Origin of the sequence: Lentzea sp. (genome assembly GCF_035525475.1) — a bacterium.
Taxonomy (GTDB): Bacteria; Actinomycetota; Actinomycetes; order Mycobacteriales; family Pseudonocardiaceae; genus Lentzea.
On record NZ_DATLEC010000177.1, the window covers coordinates 16,909 to 41,110 of the forward strand.

The window sequence follows — 24,202 nt, forward strand, 5'->3', positions numbered from 1 at the left end:
CGGACAAGACGAAATTCGTTCGCGTGTGGAAAACGTCCGATGGGTACTCCTGGTCGGTGAGTTCATCACTTACCGTCGCTGACATGAGCGACAACGGCCGGTCGTGGATGACGCGTCTGACTGACGCGGTCCTCGATCGTGCCGGCTGGGGAGTGCACACAGCACGCGATGTCGTCGAAGAGGTGAAGGTCGCGCTGCGCGCCATGGCCTCACCGGGCGGCTTGCGCGGCGTCGCGATGGAAGCGGCCTGGCTGACGGCCCACGCGGTGCTCTACCCGTGGGGCGCGGTCACCGAAGAGCTCCGCCCGGAGGGCCACTTCCGCCACTACCGCACCGACGGCCTGCCGCCCCGCCAGCGGGGCCTCGTGGTTTCGGCGATGGACGCGGCGGGCACCCCGATCGTGTTGGTGCATGGCATCGGGGACAACCGCTCCGCCTTCGCGGTGCTGTCGGGGGCGCTGCGGAGGCGGGGCTTCGGCGTGGTCCACGCCATCAACTACAGCGTGCTGACAGCGTTGACCGGGGACGTTCGCCGTTCCGCCGCCCTGCTGGGCGCGCACGTCGAACGGATCTGCGAGCAGACCGGCTCCGATCAGGTGCACGTGGTCGGCCATTCGCTGGGCGGGCTCATCGCGAGGTACTACGTGCAACGGCTGCACGGCGACTCACGCGTTCGCACACTCGTGACCTTGGGGACGCCCCACCGCGGCACGCTCACCGCTTATCTGCTGCCGACCCCGCTCACGAAACAGCTGCGGCCGGGCTCCGAGCTCATGGAGGAGCTCGCCGAGCCGTGCCGGCCGTGCCGCACGCGTTTCGTGACCGTCTGGTCGGAGATGGACCAGGTCATCGTCCCTCAGCGCAACGCACGGCTGGAGCACCCCTCGCTGGACGTCGAGGAGCACCAGATACGTGATTCAGGTCACCTGTCTTTGCCGGTTGACACCAGAACTCTTCACGTAATTGTGACCGCCATCACCCGATCGGATGACTCGTCGACTCACCCCATCGCCGCTGGAGAAGACGCGTGTCGCCCGGTCGGCACGACCGACGGTCACAGTTGACAGTTGAAACTTCCTGGTTGCCGCCCATTCGACGGATGTAACGAACTGGGGTTTGCCCTCCGAGCCTCCGCGCCGTTACTGTCCCCCGGTCCGTTGTCACGGTCTGATCACAGAAGGACACCGAGTCAGAACCCCGAAATCTGACTCACCGGGATCCCCCGCCCGGCCGGTCCACAGATCAGGCTCCCCGAAGGCGGAAGGGCAAGCTTTGAGTCACCACCGCTCCCCCGGCGGCCATGAACGCAGTGCTGCACTTGAAGAGGCAGTCGACCGCGCTTCCACGCGCCAAGTCGGCGCCCACCGGCTCCCCCCGCCACCGTCGGCGCTTCGCGGACGCATCGTCGTCGCCGCCGTCGCAGTAGGCGCTTTCGCCGCGGCAGGCGCAGGCCAGGCCCTGCAGGCCGGCGCGGACGACAACGCGGACGTGCAGCTCGCGAACCACTCCGACGGCGCCGCGACGTTCGACGGCGTGGGTGGCGACACCGCGTCCGCCCCCCAGATCCTCGCGGTCTCCAAGACCACGTCCGAAGGTTCCGCGGAAGCCGCCAAGCTCCTGCGCAGCCAGCAGCTCACCACCGAGCGCGAGGCCGTCGAGGCCGAGAAGAAGCGCCCGAAGTTCGTCCGTCCCGCCGCCGGCGAGTTCACCTCCGGCTACGGCGGCCGCTGGGGCACCATGCACCTCGGCATCGACATCGCCGGCCCGATCGGCACCCCGATCCTCGCCGCCGCCGACGGCGTCGTGAAGGAGGCGGGTCCCGCTTCCGGCTTCGGCCTCTGGGTCCGCGTCGAGCACGCCGACGGCACCATCACCGTCTACGGCCACGTCGACACCTACTCGGTGCGCGAAGGCCAGCAGGTCAAGGCCGGCCAGCAGATCGCCCGCATGGGCAACCGCGGCTTCTCCACCGGTCCCCACCTGCACTTCGAGGTGTGGAACCCCGGTGGTCAGAAGATCAACCCGCTGACCTGGCTCAACGCCCGCGGTGTGACCGTCTGATCTCCTGCCCCTCGTCGTGGTCGTCCCCCTGACCGCGGCGTGGAACTCTTTCAGCCGTTCGAGTCTGGTGTTCGTCGCCGGGTTCGGGCGGCTGAGCTCTGTGATCAGGTTCGCGAAATCCTGAACTACGGCTCAGTAGCCTTCTGGCGGCTTGGCGGTGCTGGTCTGCCTCCTGGGGTGCAATGGGAGGCTTTCGGGGCCCCACGTCGCTCTCACACGTTCCAACTGCGGTCGGATTCGGGTTTATTCCGCCGGTTCCAGTGGAAGTTGAGTCGGGATCCAGGCTGGATCCGTTACCGGGGTTGCGCCGGTCGACCCGGTGGCGTGGGCTGGTGGCTCAGGAAGTCCACGTCGAGCACTCCCGCTGGGTTGACGACCTCATGCGGTTGATTGTGCTCGGAGGGTCTGACAATTTTCGCTTGGACCGTCGCTGCGCTCGGCCGTTGGGCGAGACTGCGCGGCCGGACCGCTCTCCCGTTCGGTCCGGCCGCACATCGCCGCGAAGTTCAGCCCCCGCCGTCACTTCGCTCCCCTTGTGTCGGCAGGCTGCTCCGTCTGTGCTCCGGGCCGCCCGAACGGTCCCTCGGCTGTGCTGCTTGCGACACCCACATAGACGTACGAACTCGTTGATCGTTGCGCTGGTTTCGGGAGATTTTCTGGTGGGTCGGCGGTCAGGTTGCGTCGCAGGCTGATGGCACGCCTGGTGCTCTGGGCAGCTGCCTGTCCGGTGGGTGGCTCGCTGGTGCGTTCGGCCTGCGGTGGGCTCCTGTCAGAGCTTGGTCATCGGGACGCTGCCGATCAGCATCAGGCGGACTGTGCCCGAGCCGCCGAAGTCGATCGTCGCCGTGGCCCTCAGGCCCGCGCCGTCCACTGCCACCACTCTGCCGAGGCCGTACTTGTCGTGGGTCACCCGGTCGCCCACTTCCAGCTTCATCGCCGGGGCGTCCTTCCAGCCCGCTTTGCCCGGGGCCGGGCGGCTCAGGCCCCGGGAGGCTATGCCGCCTGAGGCCGAGCGGCCCCACGTCGTGGCGGCTGCCGGGCCTGAGCGGGAGGGTTCCACCCTTCGCCAGTCGAGCAGGTCCTGGGGGATCTCGTCCAGGAAGCGGGACGCCGGGTTGGCTGACGGTTGGCCCCAGGCCGAGCGGACCAGGGCCCTGGAGAGGTAGAGGCGGCGTTGGGCCCTCGTGATGCCCACGTAGGCCAGGCGGCGCTCCTCTGCGAGTTCTGCCGGGTCGCCCAGGGCTCGCATGTGCGGGAAGACGCCGTCTTCCCAGCCCGTGCTGAAGACGACCGGGTATTCCAGGCCCTTGGCCGTGTGGATCGTCATCAGGGTCACCACGCCGTCGGACTCCGCGTCCGGGATCGAGTCGGCGTCGGCCACCAGGGAGACCCGTTCCAGGAAGGCAGGGAGGGACGGGACCGGGTCCGCGCCCTCCGGGAGCTCCAGCTCCGTGAACTCGCGGGCCACCGTGACCAGCTCGTTGAGGTTCTCGATCCTCGTGTGGTCCTGGGGGTCCTCGCTGGCTTCCAGCTCGGAGCGGTAGCCGGTCTTCTCCAGGACCGACTCGAGGATGTCGGCCACGTCGTCTTCCCGCGCGACCATCTCGCCCAGTTCGTCCATCATCTCGACGAAGCCCGCGATGGCGTTGCGGGAGCGCGGGTTCAGCATCGGGACGCGGTCGAAGTCGCGCAGGGCCGCGGCGAAGCCGATGCGCTCGCGTTCCGCGTAGGCGGAGACGCAGGCTTCCGCTCGCTCGCCGATGCCCCGCGTGGGGACGTTGAGGATCCGGCGCAGCGAGACCGTGTCGTCCGGGTTGGCCAGGGTGCGGAGGTAGGCCAGGGCGTCGCGGACCTCGCGGCGCTCGTAGAAGCGGACGCCGCCGACGACCCGGTACGGGAGGCCGAGGCGGATGAAGATCTCCTCGAAGACCCGCGACTGGTTGTTCGTGCGGTAGAAGACGGCGATCTCGGAGTTGTTGACCTCGCCGCCGTCGACCAGGCGGTCGATCTCGCCTGCGACGAACGCGGCTTCGTCGTGCTCGTTGTCGGCCACGTAGCCGACGATCTTCTCGCCCTCGCCCAGGTCGGACCACAGGCTCTTGTCGCGGCGGTTCGGGTTGCGGGAGATGACCGCGTTGGCCGCCGTGAGGATGTTCTGGGTGGAGCGGTAGTTCTGCTCCAGCAGGATCGTGGTGGCGTCCGGGTAGTCGCGCTCGAACTCCACGATGTTGCGGATCGTGGCGCCGCGGAAGGCGTAGATCGACTGGTCGGCGTCGCCCACCACGCACAGCTCCGCCGGCGGGATCTCGCCGCCCGCCTTGCCGACCAGTTCGCGCACCAGCGTGTACTGGGCGTGGTTGGTGTCCTGGTACTCGTCGACCAGGACGTGGCGGAAGCGGCGGCGGTAGTGCTCGGCCACGTCCGGGAAGGTCTGGAGGAGTTCGACGGTCCTCATGATGAGGTCATCGAAGTCGAGCGAGTTCGACTCGCCCAGGCGGCGCTGGTAGACCGTGTAGACCTCGGCGACGCGGCGTTCCAGGTCGTTCGTGGCCTGGGCGGTGGCGGTCTCCGGGTCGATCAGCTCGTTCTTGAGGTTCGAGACGTGCACGGCCAGGGTGCGGGCCGGGTACTTCTTCGGATCCAGGTCGAGGTCGCGCGCCACGAGCGTGATGAGGCGCCGCGTGTCGTCGCTGTCGTAGATCGAGAAGTTCGACGACATGCCCAGGGTCTTGGCCTCGCGGCGCATGACCCGGACGCACATCGAGTGGAACGTCGACACCCACATCGAACGGGCGCGCGCGCCCACCATGTCGGCGACGCGTTCCTTCATCTCCGCGGCGGCCTTGTTCGTGAACGTGATGGCCATGATCTCGCCGGGGTGCACGTCACGTGCCGCGAGCAGGTACGCGATGCGCCGGGTGAGGACGCGCGTCTTGCCTGAACCCGCGCCGGCCACCACGAGGAGGGGCGAACCGGCGTGCTCCACGGCACGGCGCTGCGCGGGGTTCAGGTCGTCGAGCAGGTGGCCCGCGCGGGAAACGGGGGGACTTGAGGGCAAGTCGAACAAGGCGCTCATCGTTCATCCACGGTACCGGGCGGCACCGACGAAACCGGTACCGCCCGACCATGTGTTCGACGAGCAGGAGCTATCAGGTGCTGGTGTCGATCATGAAGTTCTGCCCGGCGTGCACCGCGTCGTGGCCGCCTGCCTCGGCGTACACGTCGATGCTGTCCTGCGTCCAGATCGCGGCGGCCCTGGTCTCGACCGTGAGCTTCGGCCACGCCTCCTCGTGCACGATCAGGTGGTCCTGCGTGCACTGGACGCCTTCGGCGCCGGGACCTCCGTCGACGTCCCAGCAGGTCCAGCCGTCGCCCTCGTAGCCCGTGACCTCGAGCCGGTCGGTGGGGAACGAGAAAAAGACGGACAGGCCCTGCTCGTCGTGGCCCACGACGTTCGTGATGTCGAGGTCGAACTTCTGCCGGGCGGTGAGCCCGCCCCTGGTGACCCAGGTGCCGCCCGCGGGACCGGACCAGCCCGAGACCTTCGTGAGTGCGACGGTGGCGAAACCAGGCTCCGCGGACGCGGCGGGAACGATCGTGAGAGACAGCGCCAGAGCAGCCGTCATCCCGAGTACGTGTTTCACAGGACCCCCAGGTCTCAGTACGTGTACGGCCCGACTCTATGCGCTGGTCCCCGCCACGTGGCTAGAGCAGAAGCAGGAACTTGCGACCCGCACGTCCCACCTGGTGAGTCCGCTCGCCGCGCGGACTTGGCGGGCCCGGGAGGTTCTGTGCAACACTGAATCCATGCGCGCGACGTTCTTCGAGTTTTTCTACGGGACCCGGACTCCGGCTCCCGTGGTCGTCCAGCGCTGACGAAGCCACCACGAAGCCCCGGAGTCCTCGGACCCCGGGGCTTCGCTGCTTCCGGGCCAGGACTCGCAGAGTCGAGAGGTCATCCCTGATGGACATCACCACCGAGCCGGACATCAACGAGCTGCGCCAGGAGATCGACCACCTGGACGCGGAGATACTGCGCCTCGTGCAACGCCGCGTCGAGGTCTCCAAGGTCATCGGCGCCGCGCGCATGGCCGCCGGCGGCACGAAGATCGTGCACAACCGCGAGATCGACGTCCTCAACCGCTACCGGCCGCTCGGCCCGGAGGGCAAGGACCTCGCCATGGTTTTGCTCAAGATGGGCCGCGGCCCGCTCGGCAGGTAGGAAGAGCCCGGCCCGGCGTCACAGTACGCCGGGCCAAAAAGGCCGCAGGGCCCGGACGACGCGCTCGAGGTCCGCGTCGACGAGCTGGGCGTCGTCCGGCACGTAGGCGAGCGGGTCGTCGAGCAACGGTTCCGGCAGCCGCAGCAGGCCCTCTGCCAGCGCGTGCAGGCACAACGCCGAATATCCGCGCAGGTAACCGCCCTCCTGGGTGAGCACCACGCGCGTCCCGGACGACGCCACCCGCCGTCCGATCTCGCGGTAGCCGTTCGCCGTGAGGTTGTGACGGCCGTTGGGGTCGAACGCCGACCCGTCGAACCCCGAGGCGCACACCAGCAGGTCCGGTGCGAAGTCGCGCAGCAGGGGGAACGCGATCTCGTCGAGCGCGCGCAGATACGCCGTGTCGCCCGCGCCGAGAGACAGCTCGATGTTCACGTTCCGCCCGTTGGCGCCCACCTCCGACGGTGCGCCCGTCTGCGGGTGGTTCGTGCCCCACGCGCCGTGCCGCATGTGCACCGAGATCGTCAGCACGTCCGGGCGGTCGTAGAACACCTCCTGCGTGCCGTTGCCGTGGTGCACGTCCCAATCCAGCACGGCGACCCGCTTCCCCTGACGCCGCGCGGTTTCCGCCACCAGCGCGGCGTTGTTCACGAAGCAGTAGCCGTCGGCCATGTCCGGCTGGGCGTGGTGGCCGGGAGGCCGCACGAGCGCGTACGCGAGCGGTGCATCGGACTCCAGCGCCGCCAACGCCGTCCCCGCAGCCGCGCTCACCGCACGCCACGTCTCCGGCCCCACGACCGTGTTCACCTCCAGCGCCACACGCTCCGAGACGCGCAACGAGTCGAGGTACCCCGCCGTGTGCACGAGCAGAAGCTCGTCAACGGACGCATGCCGTCCCTCGTGCCACGTGAGGTGTGAGGCGACCGGACCGTTCGTCAGCGCGTGCCGGAAGGTGCGCAGCCGCGCGGCGCTCTCCGGGTGCGGTTCGGCCACGTCGAGCCACGGCCACGAGCCCGGCAGCTCCCACAGGCCCTCGCCGGCGTCGTGCTCGAGGCAGTCGTCGTGCCAGAACATGTCCACCCGAATCGGATATCAGGGCGATCACGGATGGTCCACCGAAAAAATCCGGGGGCACACTGGAGGCATGGGCCTCATCGCCGCACTGATCGCCATCGCCGGCCTGCTCGCCGCCTTGGCGCACGACGCATACCTGGGCTTGCTCGGTTCGGCCGCGAACAAGAAGGGCCTCTCCGGAGCGCCCGTCTCGCAGTTCGTCCGCAACCGCTGGAAGACCGCGATCATCACGACGGCCGGTGCCGCGATCGGTCTGCTGATCACGGGCGGCGACAACCTGCCCGCCGACGTGATCGGCGCGCTGATCGCCGGTGGCAGCGGTCTGGTCGCCATCAACGGCGTGCAGAAGACGCGCAAGCAGCTGAACAGCGGTCAAGCGCAACTCCCGCCCCGCTGACAAATCCACACGATCGAGCGCCACTCGTCCCGAACACCCCCGTTTGGTGAGTTGGGTACCTCCGGACGGCCCTACTCTGGTCGCGTCGCAGAGGGGTGTCGGGAATGGACGAACTACCGGGCAAACATCGACTCGCCGTCGCCGGCGTCGCGCGGTCACCTGCACAGCAGCCGCACGCGCGACCCGTCGTCGGGGGCGACCGCATCCCGCACCCCCGCGGCCACGAGCCCGACCCGCTGCAGGACACCGACGGGCTGCGGAAGTTCAACATCGGCATGGTGCCCGCGTCGGTCACGCCGCCGCGCACCTGGAAGCGCGCGGCCTGGTTCGCCGTCGTCTCCTCGGTGCTCGTGCTGGTCGGCCTGAGCATCGCCGCGGCCAAGCTGGTCGGCGGCGGTGGTGACGTGGAGCAGGTCGGCCTGCCCGGCTACCCGTCCGACGTGCCGCTGATCTCCCCGCTGCCCACGGGCGGCACCACCCCGTCGGCCACCGGCACGCGCTCGTCGGCCGCGGGCACCGGCCGGAGCGCCCCCATGCCGGGCACGGGTCCCAGCAGGGCTCCCGGCACCAGCGGCAGGGCGTCCGCCACGAGCGCGCTGCCGCCCGGCACCGCGCCGCCCGTCATCACGACGGTCCCGGTCACGCAGGCGCCGGTAGTCGACGGCACCCAGATCGCCCGGCGGACCGAGGACTTCTACCGCGGGATGGCGACGAACGCCGACACCGCGCTCGCCCTCACCACGGACACCGTGCGCTCGAACGCGGGCACGTTGCTGGAGGGCAGGCTCGAGGACATCTTGCTGATCGAGGTGAAGGAGATCGCCGTCGACCCGAGCAGGGGCCTCACCGTCAGCCTGCTGCGGGTGACGAGGAAGGACGGCTCGGTCAGCACGGAGAAGCGCGAGCTCAACTTCACGCCCGGCAACCTCCCGCTGATCAACGGTGAACGGTTGAAGATCGGCGGGTGAAGCCGCTCAAGGTCGCGGTGCGGCCTACCGAACGTAGTAGTGAGCACCTTTGAGCGATTCCAGAGCACCGCCGAACGCCACGAACGAATGAAGTCCGGTCAAGGACTGGCGTTCGCACGTGAGGCCACGGTACGTCTTCAGGTGACCACGGACAGTACGGAGGGCGAGACCAGTGCAGCGTCCCGCGACGACCGGCCGACGGCACACCCGTTCCGGGTCGATCAGCGTGGCTGAGCTGATCAAACAGCAGCCGGTGCGCATCCCGTCGCACGAGGAGGCCGCGACCGACGCCCTCGTCACATCGCTGCTCGGTCCGACCGGGAACATGACGGCCACGACGGCCGTCATCCCGGTCGTCCCCGGCCGCCGCCGCCGCGCGAAGCAGACCCGCGTCGCCAAGGCCCTGGGGCTGCTGACCGGCGCGGTCGTGCTGACCGGGTCCATCACGGGCGCGGCGGTCCTCGCGAGCCAGCGGCCCGCCGGCTCCGGCATCCCGTACTTCGAGCGTCCCATCGCGCTGTCCGGCTCGAGCGCGCTGCGCCCGGACGTCCTGTCCGCGCAGCTGCCGGACGAGCGGCCACCCCTGCCGCGGACCGCCGCCGCTGCCCCGATGCCCCAGCCGTCCGCGCTGCTGCTCCAGACCCCGGAGCCGAGCACGCCGGAGGTCTCGGTCGGCCCCCAGCCGCAGGTCGACGTGGTCAAGCGGTTCTACGAGCTGCTCACGACCAAGCCCAAATCGGCGGCCAAGCTGCTGTCACCGGACCTCGTCGGCGCGAACCCGAATGAGTTCGTGGAAGCCTGGGGAATGATCAGAACGGTGAACGTCGACCAGACGTCGGTCCGTCCGGACGGCTCGGTGCTCGCGGTGGTCTCGATGCAGGAGCTCAACGGGAGCTGGCTGCGCCTCGAACAGCTCTTCTGGCTCACCGACACGACCCAGCCGCGGATCGTCGGCACCGAAGTCCTTTCGGCGCAGCGGAGTTAGGTCCGGCTGTCAGACTGCGACCAATGGATTCGCCGTTCGCAGTCGAACGGTGACCGCTCGTCGCGAAAACCGGGTCCGGGCCGTGAAAATTCCCCCATAGGGGTTACATCTCGGGTCACGATTCGGTATCCATATCTCCGCCAGTACGCATACGCGAACTTGGAAGGGTGAACGAGCGGTGTCGATTGAGGACCATCGTCGGCGGTTGAGCGGGTCGGCCGAGTCGACCGGACAGCTGTCGGTCGCCGAGCTGATCGCCCGCCGCGAGGCGGAGACCGTGGAGTTCCCGGTGATCACCGACGACATCACTCCTGAAGCGTTCGAACCGACCGTCAAGTTCAAGTCGGTCAAGGCGCCGGGCAGCAAGCCCAAGAAGCAGCCCATGCGGGAGCTGCACATCACCGAGCTGCTGCGCAGGGAAGGCCGCGCCGACGACACGCAGCGCGGCGGGTTCACCGTCGGCAAGCTCGCCGTCGCCGCCAGCGGTGGCGTCGTCCTCTGCGGTTCCATGGCGTTCGCCGCCTCCTCGCTGCTGTCCTCGCCGGACGAGCGCCCGCTCGCCGAGGTCCGGTTCGACGAGCGCGCCCAGGCCCGTGGCGCGAGCGCCGGCACCGAAGGCGGTGTCGTGAAGCTGCCGTCGAACAAGACGCAGCAGGCCGACGCGACCGAGACGCAGGAGACCGAGACGTCGGCGAGCCCGACCACGCGCGTCGCCCCGTACGTCCAGACCCAGCAGCCGCAGCGCCCGGCGCAGCAGAAGCAGACGCAGCAGCCCACTCAGCAGCCGACCTCCGAGACGCCGCCGGTCGCGAGCACGCCGACCCCGTCGACGGAGACCAGCCAGCCGAGCACGCCGCCGTCGAGCCAGACTCCCGCTCCGCCGACCTCGACGACGCCGTCGAGCTCGGCCACCCCGCCGAGCAGCACCCCGCCCGCCTCGAACCCGCTCCCCACGCCGTCCAACCCGGTCGACGTGAGCGTGGACCTCGGCCTGCTCGACCCGGTCCTCAACACCGTGGGCGACGTCGTCGGCGGCTTCGACTTCTTCACCCCGGCGAACTGACGTACGACGGGTAGCTCAGCGGCGGCCCTCGACAGGTACCCTGTGCGGGCGATTCCGGACGACCGCCGACTACCGCACGAGGAGCACGAGCGTGGGACCTGCTGCCGAAGCCGCAGTCACGCTGTCGTGTGAGGCCGAGGTGGTCCTGTGACGACGTCCGACACCTCGGACGGCCGCCTGATCGCGGACCGCTACCGCTTCCTCGACCGCATCGGCTCCGGCGCGATGGGCATCGTCTGGCGCGCCCACGACGAGCGCCTCGGCCGTGAGGTCGCGATCAAGCAGTTGCTGCTGGCCCCCGGTCTCGACGAGGCCGAGCAGGACGAGGCCATCCAGCGCGCCATGCGCGAGGGCCGCATCGCCGCCAAGCTGCACCACCCCAACGCCATCGCCGTGTACGACGTCGTCGAGGAAGACGGCGTGCCGTGCCTGGTCATGGAGTACCTGCCGTCCTACAGCCTCGCCGACGCGCTGGCCGAGGGCGGGCCGATGGACCCGGTCGAAGTCGCCCACATCGGTGCCCAGTGCGCGGCTGCGCTGGCCGCGGCGCACACGGCGGGGATCGTGCACCGCGACGTGAAGCCCGGCAACGTGCTGATCGGCGACAACGGCATCGTCAAGATCACCGACTTCGGCATCTCGCGGGCCTCCGACGACATCACGGTCACCAAGACCGGCCTGATCGCCGGCACGCCCGCGTACCTCGCGCCGGAGATCGCGCGCGGCCAGGACCCGACGCCGGCCTCGGACGTCTACTCGCTCGGCTCGACGTTGTTCGCCGCGATGGAGGGCGAGCCGCCCTACGGAGTGAGCGAGAACACTCTCGGTGTTCTGCACGCCGTCGCGGCCGGGCGGATCAACCCGCCGACCATCGAGCACCCGCTCGCCGACACGCTGCTGTACCTGCTCAACTTCGAGCCGGACGACAGGCCGACCATGGCCCAGGCGCGCGAGGTGCTCAACGCCGTCGCACACGGCCGTTCGCCGTCGTTCAGCGGCCTGGCCGTTCCCGCCGGACCCGACCCGACTACGTTCGTGGAGCCCGAGCGGACCCGCGTGGTGCGTCCGGTAGCGGCGGCGGTACGCACTTCGCCGCCGCGCACGGCACCCCCGATGATGCCCGCAGGCAGGCAGCAGCAGGACAACAAACCGTTGATGATCGCCGCGGTCGTTCTGGCGCTGTTGCTGGTCATCGGTGGTCTGATGGTGGCGCTGGGTGTGTTCACCAAGGACCAGAAGACGCCGTCTGCTCCGCCCGCCAGTTCTTCTTCGACGGTGGCGCCCACGACCACCGAGGCCTCGCAGCCCGAGGTGACCACCACCAAGGCCGAGGCAACCACCACGCAGGAAACGACGTCTGCTCAGAAGCCGACCACGACCACTACCACCACTACGACGACGACCACGACCACCACGACAACGACGACGACCACCACGACGACCACGACAAGGCCGCCGGTGAGTTCGAGCGCACCGCCGCCTCCGGCGGGCTAAGCGTCGTTACGCCGTGGAAATCTCGTAAGGTGGGTACCCGCACTGTTGGGTGATCTGAACCCATAGGTGTGATGAGCCGTTGAACAGAGAGCAAGTGACCGCACAGCGGGGAGCAACTGTGACCGACGATGGCCGATTGGTCGCTGGTCGCTACCGATTGAGCCAGAGAATCGGCAGTGGCGCCATGGGCGTCGTCTGGACAGCGCACGACGAACGCCTGCACCGCACAGTCGCGGTCAAGCAGCTCCTCCTGCAGCCCGGACTCGCCGAAGCCGACACCGACGAGGCGAAGCGGCGCGCCATGCGCGAGGGCCGCATCGCCGCGCGTCTGCAGCACCCGCACGCCGTGGCCGTCTACGACGTGGCGGAGGACGACGGCCAGCCGTGGCTCGTGATGGAGTACCTGCCGTCCAAGAGCCTCTCGGGGGTGCTGTCCGAACGGGGCACGCTGCCGCCGCGCGACGTGGCGTCGATCGGCATGCAGGTCGCCTCGGCTCTGGCCGCGGCCCACAACGCGGGCATCGTGCACCGCGACATCAAGCCGGGGAACATCCTGCTGGGCGACGACGGCACGGTGAAGATCACCGACTTCGGCATCTCCCGCGCGACCGGTGACGTCACGGTCACCGCGACGGGCATGCTCGCCGGCACCCCCGCCTACCTCGCACCCGAGGTGGCCAAGGGCTACGACCCCGGCTCACCGTCCGACGTGTTCTCCCTCGGCTCCACGCTGTACGCGGCGATCGAGGGCGAGCCGCCGTTCGGCCTGAGCGAGAACACCATCGCGCTGCTGCACAAGGTCGCGTCCGGCAAGGTCAACCCGCCGCGCAACGCCGGCCCGCTGACCGCGCTGCTGATGCGCCTGCTGCGCGCGGAGCCGGAAGACCGCCCGACGATGGCCGAGGCCCGCGACGCGCTCGCCGCGGTCGCGAACGGCCAGGCCGCCCCTGCCTTCACCCCGGCCGTGGTCGCGCCGTCGCACCCGCCGTCGTGGCGCGGTGCCCCGGTGCAGTCCCAGCCGCAGTCGCAGGCCGCCACGAGGGCCCTGCCGCCCCAGCAGACCCCACCGCCGCCCAACGCGACGCGCGTGGACATGCACACGCCTCCTCCGCGCACCGTGCCGGCGCAGCACCAGCAGGCGCCGCCGAACCGCCGGCCCGCCGCGGCGCCCCAGTACTCGCAGCGCCCGAAGCCCGCCTCTTCCCTCGCGTCGTCGGTGAAGAGCAAGAAGTCGACCGTCTACACCGCGCTCGCCATCGTGGCGGCGGCGGTGATCGGCATCATGTTCGCGAGCATGATCTCGAGCGGTGGCGACGAGGACCCGACCAACAACGCGGGCCCGAACACGTCGGTCCAGCCGACGCAGGGCGGCGGCAACACCAAGCAGTCGACGCCGCCCAAGTCGGCGGGCAAGGCCGGTCAGTGGACGACCCAGCCGCAGCCGTCCGACATGGAGAACTACCTGAAGGACTACTTCAACACCGCTCCCGGCGCGCCCGACGAGGCGTGGAAGATGGGCAACGGGAACTTCCAGGGCAGTTATCCCGGTGGCCAGAGCGCATTCGACAGCTTCTGGGGCGGGATCAAGGAAGCCAAGATCCTGAAGGCGACGGAAGTCTCGGGCTTCTACTGGGAAGTCGACGTCGAGTACACCAAGAAGGGCGGCGGCAAGACCACGGAACGACGCGGCATCTCGTTCCAGTGGGCCAGCCCCAACCTCCTGCTGAGCAGCGACAAGTCGCTCGGACCGGCCCAGGGCTACTGAACGTCCGCGCGGGTCAGCTGGCCCGCGCGGCCTTTTCCAGTGCTTCCACCAGTGAGAGCACGGCGGGATTCCACGAAGCGTCCTCGCGGTACACGACGTGGATGTTCCGCACCGGTTCGGGATTGCGCAGCTTGCGCAGAACGACGCCGGGATGCGCATATCCCAGCCCGAGGCGGGGAATGATGGTGACGCCGAGTCCGACGGCCACGAATCCCTGCGCGGTCGCGTAGTCGTCGCTTTCCACGGCGACCTTCGGCGAGAACCCGGCACCGGCGCACGCGTTCTTCACGAGGTCCGCGCACGGTCCGTTGGCGCCCCAGTCCGCGTTGATCCACGGCTCGTCGGCCAGCTCGCCCAGGTCGAGGACGCGCTTGCGGGCCAGCGCGTGGCCGCGCGGGAGCACGGCGTAGAACGGGTCGGCGAGCAGGTGCCGCGCGACCACGCCCTCGGGGGCCGGGCCGTCGGGCAGCAGGACGGTGATCGCGACGTCCGCGCGGCCCGCGATGAGCTCCTCGAAGGGGTCGTTGGGCTCGGTCAGCTTCAGGTCGAGCTCGACACCCGAGCGCTCCGCCTTGAAGGTCGCCACCGCGGGCGGCACGAGGGCCGCTCCGGCCGTGGCGAAGTAGCGGACGCGCAGGGTGCCCGCGCAGCCGTTGCGCAACGCCGTCAGGGCGCTCTCGGCCTCCGCCAGCTGCTCGGCGAGACGGCCGGCGTGCTCGGTGAGCAGGCGGCCGGCGGCGGTGGGCCTGATGCCCCTGCCGACGCGTTCCAGCAGCGGCAGTCCCGCCTGCTTCTCCAGGCCCGCGACCTGCTGCGACACCGCCGACGGCGTGTAGCCGAGGTTCGTCGCGGCCGCGGTGATGGATCCTGTGCTCACGACGGCCCTGAGCACCTGCATGCGTCGCACGTCCAGCATGCTTCGACCTTACAGCTGCGCTTAAAGGTTCTGCACAACAATTAAATTGTTTTCAGGTGTCGCCGGGCGCATGGTGGACCTGTGAACCAACGCGGAACGTTGATCAGGATGGGCGTCCTCGCCCTGCTGTGGGGATCCAGCTTCCTCTGGATGAAGCTCGCGCTCGGGAGCCTCGCTCCCCTGCAGATCTCGCTCGTGCGGACGTTCTTCGGGGCGCTCGTGCTGTTCGTCGTGCTCGCACTGGCGAAGATGACGCTGCCCCGCGACCGCCGGATCTGGGGCCACATGACGTTCGTCGCGCTGTTCGGCAGCGCGATCCCGTTCACGCTCTTCGCGTTCGGCGGCCAGACCGTCGACTCGGGCGTGTCCGGGGTGCTCAACTCCACGACGCCGCTGTTCGCGCTGGCCATCGGCCTGCTGCTCGGCACGGAGAGGATCAGCAACCTGGCCCGCATGGCCGGTCTCGCGCTCGGCTTCGGGGGCGTGCTGCTGATCTTCGCGCCGTGGCAGGCCGCCAACAGCATCGCGAGCTGGGGCGCCGTGCTGTGCCTCATCGGCGCCGCGAGCTACGCCATCGGCTACTCCTACGCCGGCCGCTACCTGGTCAACACCGGTGCGACCTCGACGCAGCTCGCCGCCCTGCAGCTGACCACCGCGATGGGGATGCTGGTGCTGGCACTGCCGTTCGGCGGGTTGCAGCCGCTGCACCTGCACTGGATCGGCATCATCGCCGTCACGGTCCTCGGCGTCTTCGGAACCGGCGCCGCGTTCATCCTCAACTACCGCGTCATCGCGGACGAGGGCGCCACCACGGCGACTACTGTCGGTTACCTCTTGCCCGTGGTCTCGGTACTCCTCGGAGCGATCTTCCTCGGGGAGCAACTGAACGCGAGGGTCGTCGTCGGCATGCTGGTGGTGCTGGTGGGCGTCGCGCTGACCCGGCGCAAGCCCGTAGCGGCAGGTCAGGACGTCTCACCAAACGAGACACGCGACCTGGTCAAACGCTGAAGGGTGAGACGCACGTCTCCCCCAGAAGGATGGTTCCGACCCGAATCGCGTCCTTGTGGGGCTGGTTGGCCGTCTTCTCTTTGTTGAGAGGACATGGAGACCAACCTCAGAAGGACATCGACATGAACACGGAAAACCTGAAGGTGACCACCCGGACGACCTTCCACCTGCTGGCCCCGGGGGCCGCGCCCGCTCCGGTCGAGGCCGAGCTCGTCTACGACCCGGAGGACCCGTACGCGGTCGCCGTCGTCTTCTTCACGGGCTCCGGCCGCGTCGAGTGGATGTTCGCCCGCGACCTGCTGTCCGACGGGCTGCTGACGCCGTCCGGTGAGGGCGACATCCTGGTCCGTCCCGCGTCCGACGACCCCGAGCGCGTGCTGGTGGAGCTGAACGCCCCGACCGGGTTCGCCATCCTCAGCGCGCTCGCCGAGGACGTGGCGGCGTTCCTGGACAGCTCGTACGACGTCGTGCAGCCGGGCGAGGAGGACCTGTGGATCGACTTCGACCGCGAGCTGCAGAAGCTGGTGTCGACGATCGACTAGGGCGCGCTCAGGTGGTCTGACGGGCGCGGGGCGAGGTGCGATGGCAGCTCGTCACCGGAAACCACCTGCGATCACGGTGTCGGCCGTCGTGGGCAGCGACGACGACACGTCCCCACAGCCGGGCGAGTTCCGGATGCGAGTCCCCACCGGCGGACCGGCTCGGCGCGATCCGCACCCCCCGTGAGCGGGGAACCTCCGATGTACGTCTGCGCGATTGATTAGTCTCGTGGGGTGACGACCATCGGGGACCGCTACACGCTGCTCGAGCGGATCGGCAGCGGGGCGATGGGGGTGGTCTGGCGAGCACGCGACGAGGTGCTGGCGCGCGAGGTCGCGGTCAAGCAGCTCGTCACCGGCGACCACCAGCGCGCGATGCGGGAGGCGCGCAACGCGGCGAGGCTGCACCACCCGCACGCGATCGCGGTGTTCGACGTCGTGGGCAGCGACGACGAAGAGCCGTGGATCGTCATGGAGTACCTGCCATCCCTCAGCCTCTCGGCGCTCATCTCCCAGAGGGGCCCCCTCAAGCCGGCGCAGGCGGCGAGCATCGGCGCCAAGGTCGCCTCGGCGCTGGCCGCGGCGCACAACGCGGGGCTGGTCCACCGCGACATCAAGCCCGGCAACGTCCTGATCGGCGACGACGGCACGGTCAAGATCACCGACTTCGGCATCTCCAAGGCCACCGGCGACGGGACGATGACCGACACCGGGATGATCTCGGGCACTCCCGCGTACCTCGCGCCCGAGGTGGCGCGCGGGGAGCAGCCGGACGAGGCGTCCGACGTGTTCTCGCTCGGCGCCACGATCTACACGGCCATCGAGGGCGAGTCGGTCTTCGGGCCCAGCGACAACAGCTTCGGCCTCATCTACCGGGCCGCGAGCGGTCAGCTGCGCGATCCCAAGAACGCGGGCGAGCTCACGCCGTTGCTCATGCGCCTGCTGTCGAACGACCCGAAGGACCGGCCCAGCGCGCAGGAGGCCGCCGAGCTGCTGGCCGACGAGCCGCAGCCGTCGCAACCGCTGCAGATCCCCGCGCCGCGCAGGCTCAAGCCGCCGAACCGCCGGATCCTGGTGATCCTCGGGGTCATCGCGGTGCTCGGCATCGGGGGTGGCGCGGCGGCCGCGTACTGGGGCGGCACCGGCGACCTGGGCACCCCTGCCAACGAGGCCACCTTCCCCACCCGGGTGAAGACCCGCTACTTCACGGCCGCGGAAGCCATCTCGTTCGTCGAGGAGCACTACAACAGGCTGCCGAGCGACATCGAGGTGGCCTGGGCGGACTTCCGGCCGAACGTGCGGGAGCCGAAGGCCGACTTCGTGAACCGGTGGAAGGGCTACAGCTCGGTCCGGTGCACCCTCTCGACCGTCCCCGTCCGTTCGAACGGCCCCGACTGGGTCGTCACCGTGAACCTCGTCCTCGTCACGGACATCGGCCAGCAGCGCGACATCACCGTCGAGGTGTCGGTCGCCGCGGTCAACAACGAGATGAAGATCTCGGGGATCAAAGAGATAGCGTGAGCAGCCAGAAGCTGCCGCCGCCCACGACCACGCCCATCGCCGAGCCCGCCAGCACCTGCGCGGTCGTGTGGTCACCCAGCTCGACCCGTGACCACGCCACCAGCGCCGAGGGCAACGCGAGCAGCAGCCACCACGGCCCGTAGACGATTGCCAGCGTCACCACGGCGGCCCACGCGACCGCGGCGTGCAGCGAGATCTTCCACTTCAGGCCGAACGTGATCGCCATGCTCACGATCAGCGAGGCGAACATGCTGCCCGCCAGCGCGAGCATGCTCCCCGGCGCGCCGCCCAGCACCATGATCACCGTGCCGGCCGCCAGCGAGGCGCCCGCCGTGACCAGCGGGACGAGCCTGCCTTCGCGGTTCGTGACGTGGTGGCCGTCCCACTTGCCCTTGCGCGCGCCGCGCACGATGACGGCCATGGGGATGACGGACGCCGTCAGAGCGACGACGAACCCCCACAGCACCGTCTTCCAGTCGCTTTCCGTCGCTGCTGCCACGGCGAACGGCAGCAGAACCACCCAGACCCACGGCGCCAGCACCTCGGTGGCGCCGCGGGCGATCTTCTTGATCAATCCCCCGGAGACCTCTCAGACCAGTCTGCGATCCGTCGCCCAGCGGGAGAGCTCGTACCGGTTGGAGAGCTGGGTCTTCCGCAGGACGCTCGACACGTGCGTCTCCACCGTCTTGACGCTGATGAACAGCTCGGACGCGATCTCCTTGTAAGCGTAGCCACGCGCCAGCAACCGCAGCACGTCGCGTTCGCGCGGCGTCAGCAGGTCGAGCTCGGGATCGCTGATCGGCGCGGCACCCGGCCGGTCGGCGAACGCGTCGAGCACGAACCCCGCGAGACGCGGCGAGAACACCGCGTCGCCCTCCGACACCCGCACGACCGCCCTGACCAGCTCCTGGCTGGAGATCGTCTTGGTCACGTAGCCGCGGGCACCCGCGCGGATCACGTTGATGACGTCCTCGGCCGCGTCGGAGACCGACAGGGCGAGGAACGTGACCTCCGGGATCTTCGTGCGGATCTGCCGCAGCACCTCGGCTCCGCCGCCGTCGGGCATGTGGACGTCCAGCAGCACCACGTCCGGCCTGTGGTGGGCGATCCCCGCCACCGCCTCGCCGACGCTGCCCGCCTCTCCGACCACTTCCACCTCGTCGGTGATGGTGTCGAGCTCCGCACGCACTCCCGCGCGGAACAACGCGTGGTCGTCCACCAGGAACACTCTCACGCTCACGTCCTGGCCTCCGTCTTCCTCGGCATCTCGAGCTGCACCTCGGTTCCCTCTCCGGGTGCGGTGCGCAGTCGCACCTGCCCGCCGTGCCGGTCCATCCTCCCCCGGATGCTGCCCGCGAGGCCATGCCGGTCCTCCGGCACCGTCTCGGGGTCGAACCCCTTGCCCCTGTCGCGCACGAAGACGGTCACCTTGTCCGGCTCGATCTCGGCGTAGACGCTGACCTCGCCGACGCCGGCGTGCTTGGCGGCGTTGACCATCGCCTCCTTCGACGCCTGGACCAACGCGAACATGCCGTCCTCCAGCTCGCAGTCCCCGACCACGACCTGGGACACGGCGATGGCGAAGTCGTCCTCCACCTCCGCGCAGGTCCGCGCGATGGCGACGCTCATGGTCGCGGGCTGCTCCCCCACCTCGCCCATCTCGCGGCCGTAGAGCCAGCCGCGCAGCTCGCGTTCCTGGCTGCGGGCCAGGCGCTTGACCTCGCGCGGCGACTCGGACTGCTTCTGGATGAGGGCAAGCGTTTGCAGCACGGAGTCGTGCAGGTGGGCCGCGATCTCGGCGCGTTCGTCGGTGCGGATGCGCGCACGGCGTTCGGCGTCCAGGTCGCGCACCAGCCGCATCCACAGCGGCACGGTCAGCACCGCGACACCGATCAGCGTCGCCAGGACGGCCAGCGCGACGCTCGGCAGGTTCTGGATGGAGTCGTTCGACACCAGGAACGCGGCAACCCCCGCCGCGACCAGTGCCGCCCCCGACGCCGTCCGCACCACGCCCGTCTTCTTCCCCGCTCCGAGCGCCCCGTCCTTCCAGCGACGGCGTTGCGCCTCGTCCGCCTCGCGCCACACGACCGCGGCGCCGACGAGTGCGACGGCGATCGGGCCGGTCACCCAGCCGCTGGCCGTGTTCCCGAGCAGTCCCGTGAACACGGCGACGCCCAGGCCGAGCGCGGCGAGGCCGATGGCCTGCTGCCACTCCCTGCGGTCCTTGTCGGTCTCCGGTTCCGCCACCGCGGACTGCGGGACGAACATCCAGAGCAACGCGTAGGCGATGATCCCGACCCCGCTGAACGCGGCGAACACGGCGAACACCGCGCGCACCCAGAAGACGGGTGCGCCGAGGTGGTCGGCCAGTCCGCTCGCGACGCCCGCGACCACCCGGCCGGTGCGTCGACGGCGCATCGGCTCAATGCGTGCACTCACCACCTGATCGTCACACGTCGCGGCGAGTTGTTCATCAGGGATGACCCCGGTTCCGTTGTTCAGGGCTGGTCCCTGATGTGGTTGCGGGCGCAAGAGCGCAACCTTGTGACCGTGAGCGGGACTGAGAAGGCAATGCAGGGCGTGGCGGACACGCTCAGAGAGTTCTGGGCGCACCGTCCGGTGCGGCCCCGTGCAGGGCGCAAGCTCGGAGGCGTCGCCACCGGGATCGCCCTGCGCTACCAGATCGACCCGGTGATCGTGCGGATCGCGTTCGTCGCGCTCGCGCTGTCCGGCGGAGTCGGCCTGCCGATGTACCTCGCGGGCTGGCTGCTGCTGCCGGAGGAGGGCGACGAGGTCTCGCCGCTGGAGTCGTTGCTCGGCAAGGGGGGCAGCTCCACATCCCAGGCGCAGACGGTGCTGCTGGGCTTCCTGATGTTCCCGGCGCTCGCGTTCACGTTCGGCAGCGGCGGGTTCCAGGTGATCGCGACGATCGCCGCCTCGGTGGCCTGCATCTACCTGCTGCAGAAGAACCGCGGGCACCTGGCACCCGCGTCCACGCTCCCCGAGGCGCCGGTGACACCCGTGACGCCACCGGTGCCGGGCGCCCCCGCGTGGGACCCGCTGGGTGCCGCTCCGTTCGCGTGGGACCTCCCGGAACCGGCGCCGAGGCCGCAGCCTCCGGCCCCTCGTCCGCGCAAGCCGCGGGTGGGCGCGGTGACCCTGGGAGTGGCGACGCTGGTGGTGGCCGCCTCCGCGATCGCCGGGGCGTGGGTGCCGTGGTTCACCGTGCCGCACGTCATCGGCCTGGTGATCGCGGTGCTGGCCGCGGGCCTGCTGGTCGGGTCGTTCGTCGGCGGTGGCCGGGGCCTGATCTGGCTGCTGGTCCCGCTGTCGGTCGCCGGCTTCGGCCTGACGTCGGTCGGCTTCGACGGCCCCTTGGACCTCGGCAACGTCGAGGCGACACCGAAGTCCCTGGCCGACGTCAAGACCAGGTACGAGCTCGGAGTCGGCAGCGTGAAGCTCGACCTGAGGGAGCTACCGGACTCCGGTTCGGTGAAGACCGCGCTCGAGGCCGACCTCGGCGAGCTGGTCGTGCACGTGCCGAAGGACGCCGACGTGACGTTCCGGTGCGAGGCCGAGTCCCTCGGCGAGCTCGACTGCCTCGACAGGAAGGCCGACGGCGGTGGCGTGCAGGTCGACGGCACCGATCTCGGGGACGACGGCGAAGGCGGCTTGAAGATCGACCTGGACGTTCTGACGAACGTCGGAGAGGTGAGGGTGCTCCGTGGCTGACCAGCAGCCGGTGATGCGCAGGAGGATCGACCCGCTGGGCCTGGTGTTCGGGATCGGCGGCGGGCTGATGGCGGCCTACGTGCTGAGCGGGGGGACGTTCTGGTTCGACTTCCGGTGGGCGCTCGGGGGAACGGCCATCGTGGTCGGCGTGGTCCTGCTGACGAACTCGCTCCGACGCAGGCCGTAGGAGTGGAGAAGGCCCCCGGGAAACCGGGGGCCTCTCCTTCGTCCTACTCCCACTCGATGGTGCCCGGCGGCTTCGACGTCACGTCCAGCACCACGCGGTTGACCTCCGCCACCTCGTTGGTGATGCGGGTCGAGATCCGCTCCAGCACCTCGTACGGCAGGCGGGTCCAGTCCGCGGTCATCGCGTCCTCGGACGACACCGGGCGCAGCACGATCGGGTGCCCGTACGTGCGGCCGTCGCCCTGGACGCCGACGCTGCGGACGTCCGCGAGCAGCACGACCGGGCACTGCCAGATCTGGCGGTCGAGGCCCGCGAGGGTCAGCTCCTCGCGGGCGATGGCGTCGGCTTGGCGCAGCGTGTCGAGGCGGTCCTGGGTGACCTCGCCGATGATGCGGATGCCGAGGCCAGGACCGGGGAACGGCTGGCGCTGCACGATCGTCTCCGGCAGGCCCAGCTCGGTGCCGACGCGGCGGACCTCGTCCTTGAACAGGGCGCGCAGGGGCTCGACCAGTTCGAACTGCAGGTCGTCCGGCAGGCCGCCGACGTTGTGGTGCGACTTGATGTTCGCGGTGCCCGCGCCGCCGCCGGACTCGACGACGTCCGGGTAGAGCGTGCCCTGGACCAGGAACTTGTAGTCGCCCTCGGCCTTGAGGTCGCGCTCCGCCTGCTCGAACACGCGGATGAACTCGCGGCCGATGATCTTGCGCTTCTCCTCCGGGTCCGTGACGCCGGCCAGGGCGTTCAGGAACCGCTCGCGGGCGTCGACGGTGACCAGGCGGATGCCCGTCGCGGCCACGTAGTCGCGCTCCACCTGGGCGCGCTCGCCGGAGCGCAGCAGACCGTGGTCGACGAAGACGCACGTGAGGCGGTCGCCGATCGCGCGCTGGACCAGGGCCGCGGCCACGGCGGAGTCGACGCCGCCGGACAGGCCGCAGATCGCCTTGCCGTCACCGATCTGCTCGCGGATCCTGGTGACCTGCTCGTCCACGATGGACGACGTGGTCCACTGCGGGCGCAGGCCCGCGATGTCGTGCAGGAACCGGCGCAGCACCTCCTGGCCGTGCGGCGAGTGGTGCACCTCGGGGTGGTACTGGACGCCGGCGAAGCGGCGCTGCCTGTCCTCGAACGCGGCGACCGGCGCGCCCTCGCTGGTCGCGGTGACCGTGAAGCCCTCCGGCGCCTTCGTGACGGCGTCGCCGTGGCTCATCCACACGGGGTGGCTCGCGGGGAGCTCCTGGTGCAGCGCGCCGCCCTCGGTGGGCACGCTCAGGTCCGTGCGGCCGTACTCGCGGGTGCCGGTCTGTTCAACTGATCCGCCGAGTGCGCGTGCCATCGCCTGGAAGCCGTAGCAGATGCCGAAGACCGGGACGCCGGTCTCGAACAGCTTCGGGTCGACCTGCGGCGCGCCCTCCTCGTAGACGCTCGACGGGCCACCGGACAGAACGATGGCCAGCGGGTTCTTGTCGAGGATCTCGTTCACCGACGCGGTGTGCGGGACCACCTCGGAGTAGACCTGGGCCTCGCGCACGCGGCGGGCGATCAGCTGCGCGTACTGGGCACCGAAGTCGACGACGAGAACAGGGCGGTTGCTGGTGTCGGACACGCCGTCAAGGATCTCATGCGTGGACGGTGAACTGCTGACCGGTGGCGGGCTGAACCAGGTGTTCAGGGTGGGTGACGCGGTGCGGCGGCCGGCAGGGCCGTGGGCGCCTCGGGTGCATGAGTTGTTGCGGCACTTGGCACCGCTGGGGATCGCTCCGGTGCCTCTCGGGCTCGACGACGAGCACGAGCTGCTGACCTACCTGCCCGGTGACGTTGGCCACGTGCCCCCATCGGATGACGCCGCGCTGGTCGAGTCCGCGCTGTTGCTGCGCAGGCTGCACGACGCGACGCTCGACCTCGTCGACCGGCGCGACGGGTGGCAGCACGCCGCGAGGGAGCCGGTCGAGGTGGTGCTGCACGGCGATTTCGCGCCGTACAACATGGTCTTCGCCGATGGCCGCCCCACGGGCGTGTTCGACTTCGACAGCGCGCATCCCGGTCCGCGCTGGTGGGACGTCAGCTGGGCGATCATCCAGTTCGTGCTGGCGCTGCCGGACGAGCGCGAACGCCGCAGCCGGCTGTTCTGCGAGGCGTACGGGTGCGCCTACGAAGACGATCACGTCCTCACCCGTCTGGACGACATGATCCGGACTATCCGTGAGCATCCGGCGTTCGTGCTGCAACGCGCCGAACGCCATGACGACTACTACGTGGGACTCGTCGGTTTGGTG

Annotated in this window: 23 protein-coding genes; 15 read left to right on the forward strand and 8 right to left on the reverse strand. The window is 69.7% G+C overall.

The window, feature by feature from the left end:
* Positions 1-83 precede the first annotated feature (83 nt).
* Positions 84-1,064: an esterase/lipase family protein gene (locus VM306_RS28585; protein WP_325520631.1), complete on the forward strand. Its 981-nt coding sequence runs from the start codon at positions 84-86 to the stop codon at positions 1,062-1,064.
* A 424-nt stretch (positions 1,065-1,488) separates the two neighbouring features.
* A complete protein-coding gene (locus VM306_RS28590; RefSeq protein ID WP_325520633.1) occupies positions 1,489-2,061 on the forward strand; it encodes a M23 family metallopeptidase in 573 nt (190 codons plus the stop codon).
* A 769-nt stretch (positions 2,062-2,830) separates the two neighbouring features.
* Here VM306_RS28590 and pcrA read toward each other — a convergent pair.
* Positions 2,831-5,137, reverse strand: coding sequence for a DNA helicase PcrA (gene pcrA, locus VM306_RS28595; RefSeq protein WP_325520636.1), 2,307 nt, complete (start codon positions 5,135-5,137; stop codon positions 2,831-2,833).
* A gap of 73 nt (positions 5,138-5,210) precedes the next feature.
* On the reverse strand, positions 5,211-5,687 hold the full coding sequence (locus tag VM306_RS28600) for a hypothetical protein (RefSeq protein ID WP_325520638.1): 477 nt from the start codon (positions 5,685-5,687) through the stop codon (positions 5,211-5,213).
* 338 nt (positions 5,688-6,025) lie between these two features.
* On the opposite strand from VM306_RS28600, the gene VM306_RS28605 reads away from it, so the two are divergent.
* A complete protein-coding gene (locus VM306_RS28605) occupies positions 6,026-6,283 on the forward strand; it encodes a chorismate mutase (protein WP_325520640.1) in 258 nt (85 codons plus the stop codon).
* A gap of 18 nt (positions 6,284-6,301) precedes the next feature.
* Here VM306_RS28605 and VM306_RS28610 read toward each other — a convergent pair whose 3' ends face one another.
* Positions 6,302-7,354: a histone deacetylase gene (locus VM306_RS28610; protein ID WP_325520674.1), complete on the reverse strand. Its 1,053-nt coding sequence runs from the start codon at positions 7,352-7,354 to the stop codon at positions 6,302-6,304.
* Between the two features lie 70 nt (positions 7,355-7,424).
* Between VM306_RS28610 and VM306_RS28615 the strand changes: the two genes are divergently transcribed.
* The 6 genes from VM306_RS28615 (at position 7,425) to VM306_RS28640 (ending at position 14,026) form a co-directional block, all read left to right on the forward strand.
* Positions 7,425-7,751 (forward strand): hypothetical protein, encoded by a 327-nt coding sequence (locus tag VM306_RS28615; protein WP_325520642.1) that lies wholly within the window; start codon positions 7,425-7,427, stop codon positions 7,749-7,751.
* 104 nt (positions 7,752-7,855) lie between these two features.
* Positions 7,856-8,719 carry a hypothetical protein gene (locus VM306_RS28620; protein WP_325520644.1) on the forward strand — a complete coding sequence of 288 codons (864 nt, stop codon included), beginning with the start codon at positions 7,856-7,858 and terminating at the stop codon, positions 8,717-8,719.
* A 226-nt stretch (positions 8,720-8,945) separates the two neighbouring features.
* A complete protein-coding gene (locus VM306_RS28625) occupies positions 8,946-9,704 on the forward strand; it encodes a hypothetical protein (protein WP_325520646.1) in 759 nt (252 codons plus the stop codon).
* Between the two features lie 205 nt (positions 9,705-9,909).
* Positions 9,910-10,767, forward strand: coding sequence for a hypothetical protein (locus tag VM306_RS28630; RefSeq protein WP_325520647.1), 858 nt, complete (start codon positions 9,910-9,912; stop codon positions 10,765-10,767).
* A 147-nt stretch (positions 10,768-10,914) separates the two neighbouring features.
* A complete protein-coding gene (locus VM306_RS28635) occupies positions 10,915-12,261 on the forward strand; it encodes a serine/threonine-protein kinase (protein WP_325520649.1) in 1,347 nt (448 codons plus the stop codon).
* A 118-nt stretch (positions 12,262-12,379) separates the two neighbouring features.
* Positions 12,380-14,026: a serine/threonine-protein kinase gene (locus VM306_RS28640; RefSeq protein WP_325520651.1), complete on the forward strand. Its 1,647-nt coding sequence runs from the start codon at positions 12,380-12,382 to the stop codon at positions 14,024-14,026.
* A gap of 13 nt (positions 14,027-14,039) precedes the next feature.
* Here the strand turns inward: VM306_RS28640 and VM306_RS28645 are convergent, their stop codons facing one another.
* On the reverse strand, positions 14,040-14,942 hold the full coding sequence (locus VM306_RS28645) for a LysR family transcriptional regulator (RefSeq protein WP_325520653.1): 903 nt from the start codon (positions 14,940-14,942) through the stop codon (positions 14,040-14,042).
* Between the two features lie 81 nt (positions 14,943-15,023).
* On the opposite strand from VM306_RS28645, the gene VM306_RS28650 reads away from it, so the two are divergent.
* From VM306_RS28650 to VM306_RS28660, 3 genes are all read left to right on the forward strand, one after another.
* Entirely contained in the window at positions 15,024-15,950 is a 927-nt protein-coding gene (locus tag VM306_RS28650) for a DMT family transporter (protein ID WP_325520655.1), read from the forward strand.
* 122 nt (positions 15,951-16,072) lie between these two features.
* Positions 16,073-16,492, forward strand: coding sequence for an SsgA family sporulation/cell division regulator (locus VM306_RS28655; protein WP_325520657.1), 420 nt, complete (start codon positions 16,073-16,075; stop codon positions 16,490-16,492).
* A 231-nt stretch (positions 16,493-16,723) separates the two neighbouring features.
* The gene (locus VM306_RS28660; protein ID WP_325520659.1) at positions 16,724-18,010 is read left to right on the forward strand and encodes a serine/threonine-protein kinase; all 1,287 of its coding nucleotides are present in this window, start codon (positions 16,724-16,726) and stop codon (positions 18,008-18,010) included.
* Here the strand turns inward: VM306_RS28660 and VM306_RS28665 are convergent.
* The 3 genes from VM306_RS28665 to VM306_RS28675 are packed head-to-tail and all read right to left on the reverse strand — an operon-like array spanning position 17,994 to position 20,428.
* On the reverse strand, positions 17,994-18,584 hold the full coding sequence (locus VM306_RS28665; RefSeq protein WP_325520661.1) for a hypothetical protein: 591 nt from the start codon (positions 18,582-18,584) through the stop codon (positions 17,994-17,996). The genes VM306_RS28660 and VM306_RS28665 overlap by 17 nt on opposite strands.
* A gap of 15 nt (positions 18,585-18,599) precedes the next feature.
* On the reverse strand, positions 18,600-19,250 hold the full coding sequence (locus VM306_RS28670) for a response regulator (RefSeq protein WP_089949154.1): 651 nt from the start codon (positions 19,248-19,250) through the stop codon (positions 18,600-18,602).
* A complete protein-coding gene (locus VM306_RS28675) occupies positions 19,247-20,428 on the reverse strand; it encodes a PspC domain-containing protein (protein WP_325520676.1) in 1,182 nt (393 codons plus the stop codon). Before VM306_RS28675 ends, VM306_RS28670 begins: the two co-directional genes overlap by 4 nt.
* A gap of 132 nt (positions 20,429-20,560) precedes the next feature.
* On the opposite strand from VM306_RS28675, the gene VM306_RS28680 reads away from it, so the two are divergent.
* Together VM306_RS28680 and VM306_RS28685 are read left to right on the forward strand one after the other, a co-directional pair.
* Positions 20,561-21,742 carry a PspC domain-containing protein gene (locus VM306_RS28680; RefSeq protein WP_325520664.1) on the forward strand — a complete coding sequence of 394 codons (1,182 nt, stop codon included), beginning with the start codon at positions 20,561-20,563 and terminating at the stop codon, positions 21,740-21,742.
* Positions 21,735-21,929 (forward strand): hypothetical protein, encoded by a 195-nt coding sequence (locus tag VM306_RS28685; protein ID WP_325520666.1) that lies wholly within the window; start codon positions 21,735-21,737, stop codon positions 21,927-21,929. The genes VM306_RS28680 and VM306_RS28685 overlap by 8 nt, the downstream gene beginning before the upstream one ends.
* 43 nt (positions 21,930-21,972) lie before the next feature.
* Here the strand turns inward: VM306_RS28685 and guaA are convergent, their stop codons facing one another.
* Positions 21,973-23,532 (reverse strand): glutamine-hydrolyzing GMP synthase, encoded by a 1,560-nt coding sequence (gene guaA, locus VM306_RS28690; RefSeq protein ID WP_325520668.1) that lies wholly within the window; start codon positions 23,530-23,532, stop codon positions 21,973-21,975.
* Positions 23,533-23,551: 19 nt separating this feature from the next.
* On the opposite strand from guaA, the gene VM306_RS28695 reads away from it, so the two are divergent.
* On the forward strand, positions 23,552-24,202 hold a 651-nt coding region (locus tag VM306_RS28695), incomplete at its 3' end, for an aminoglycoside phosphotransferase family protein (RefSeq protein ID WP_325520670.1).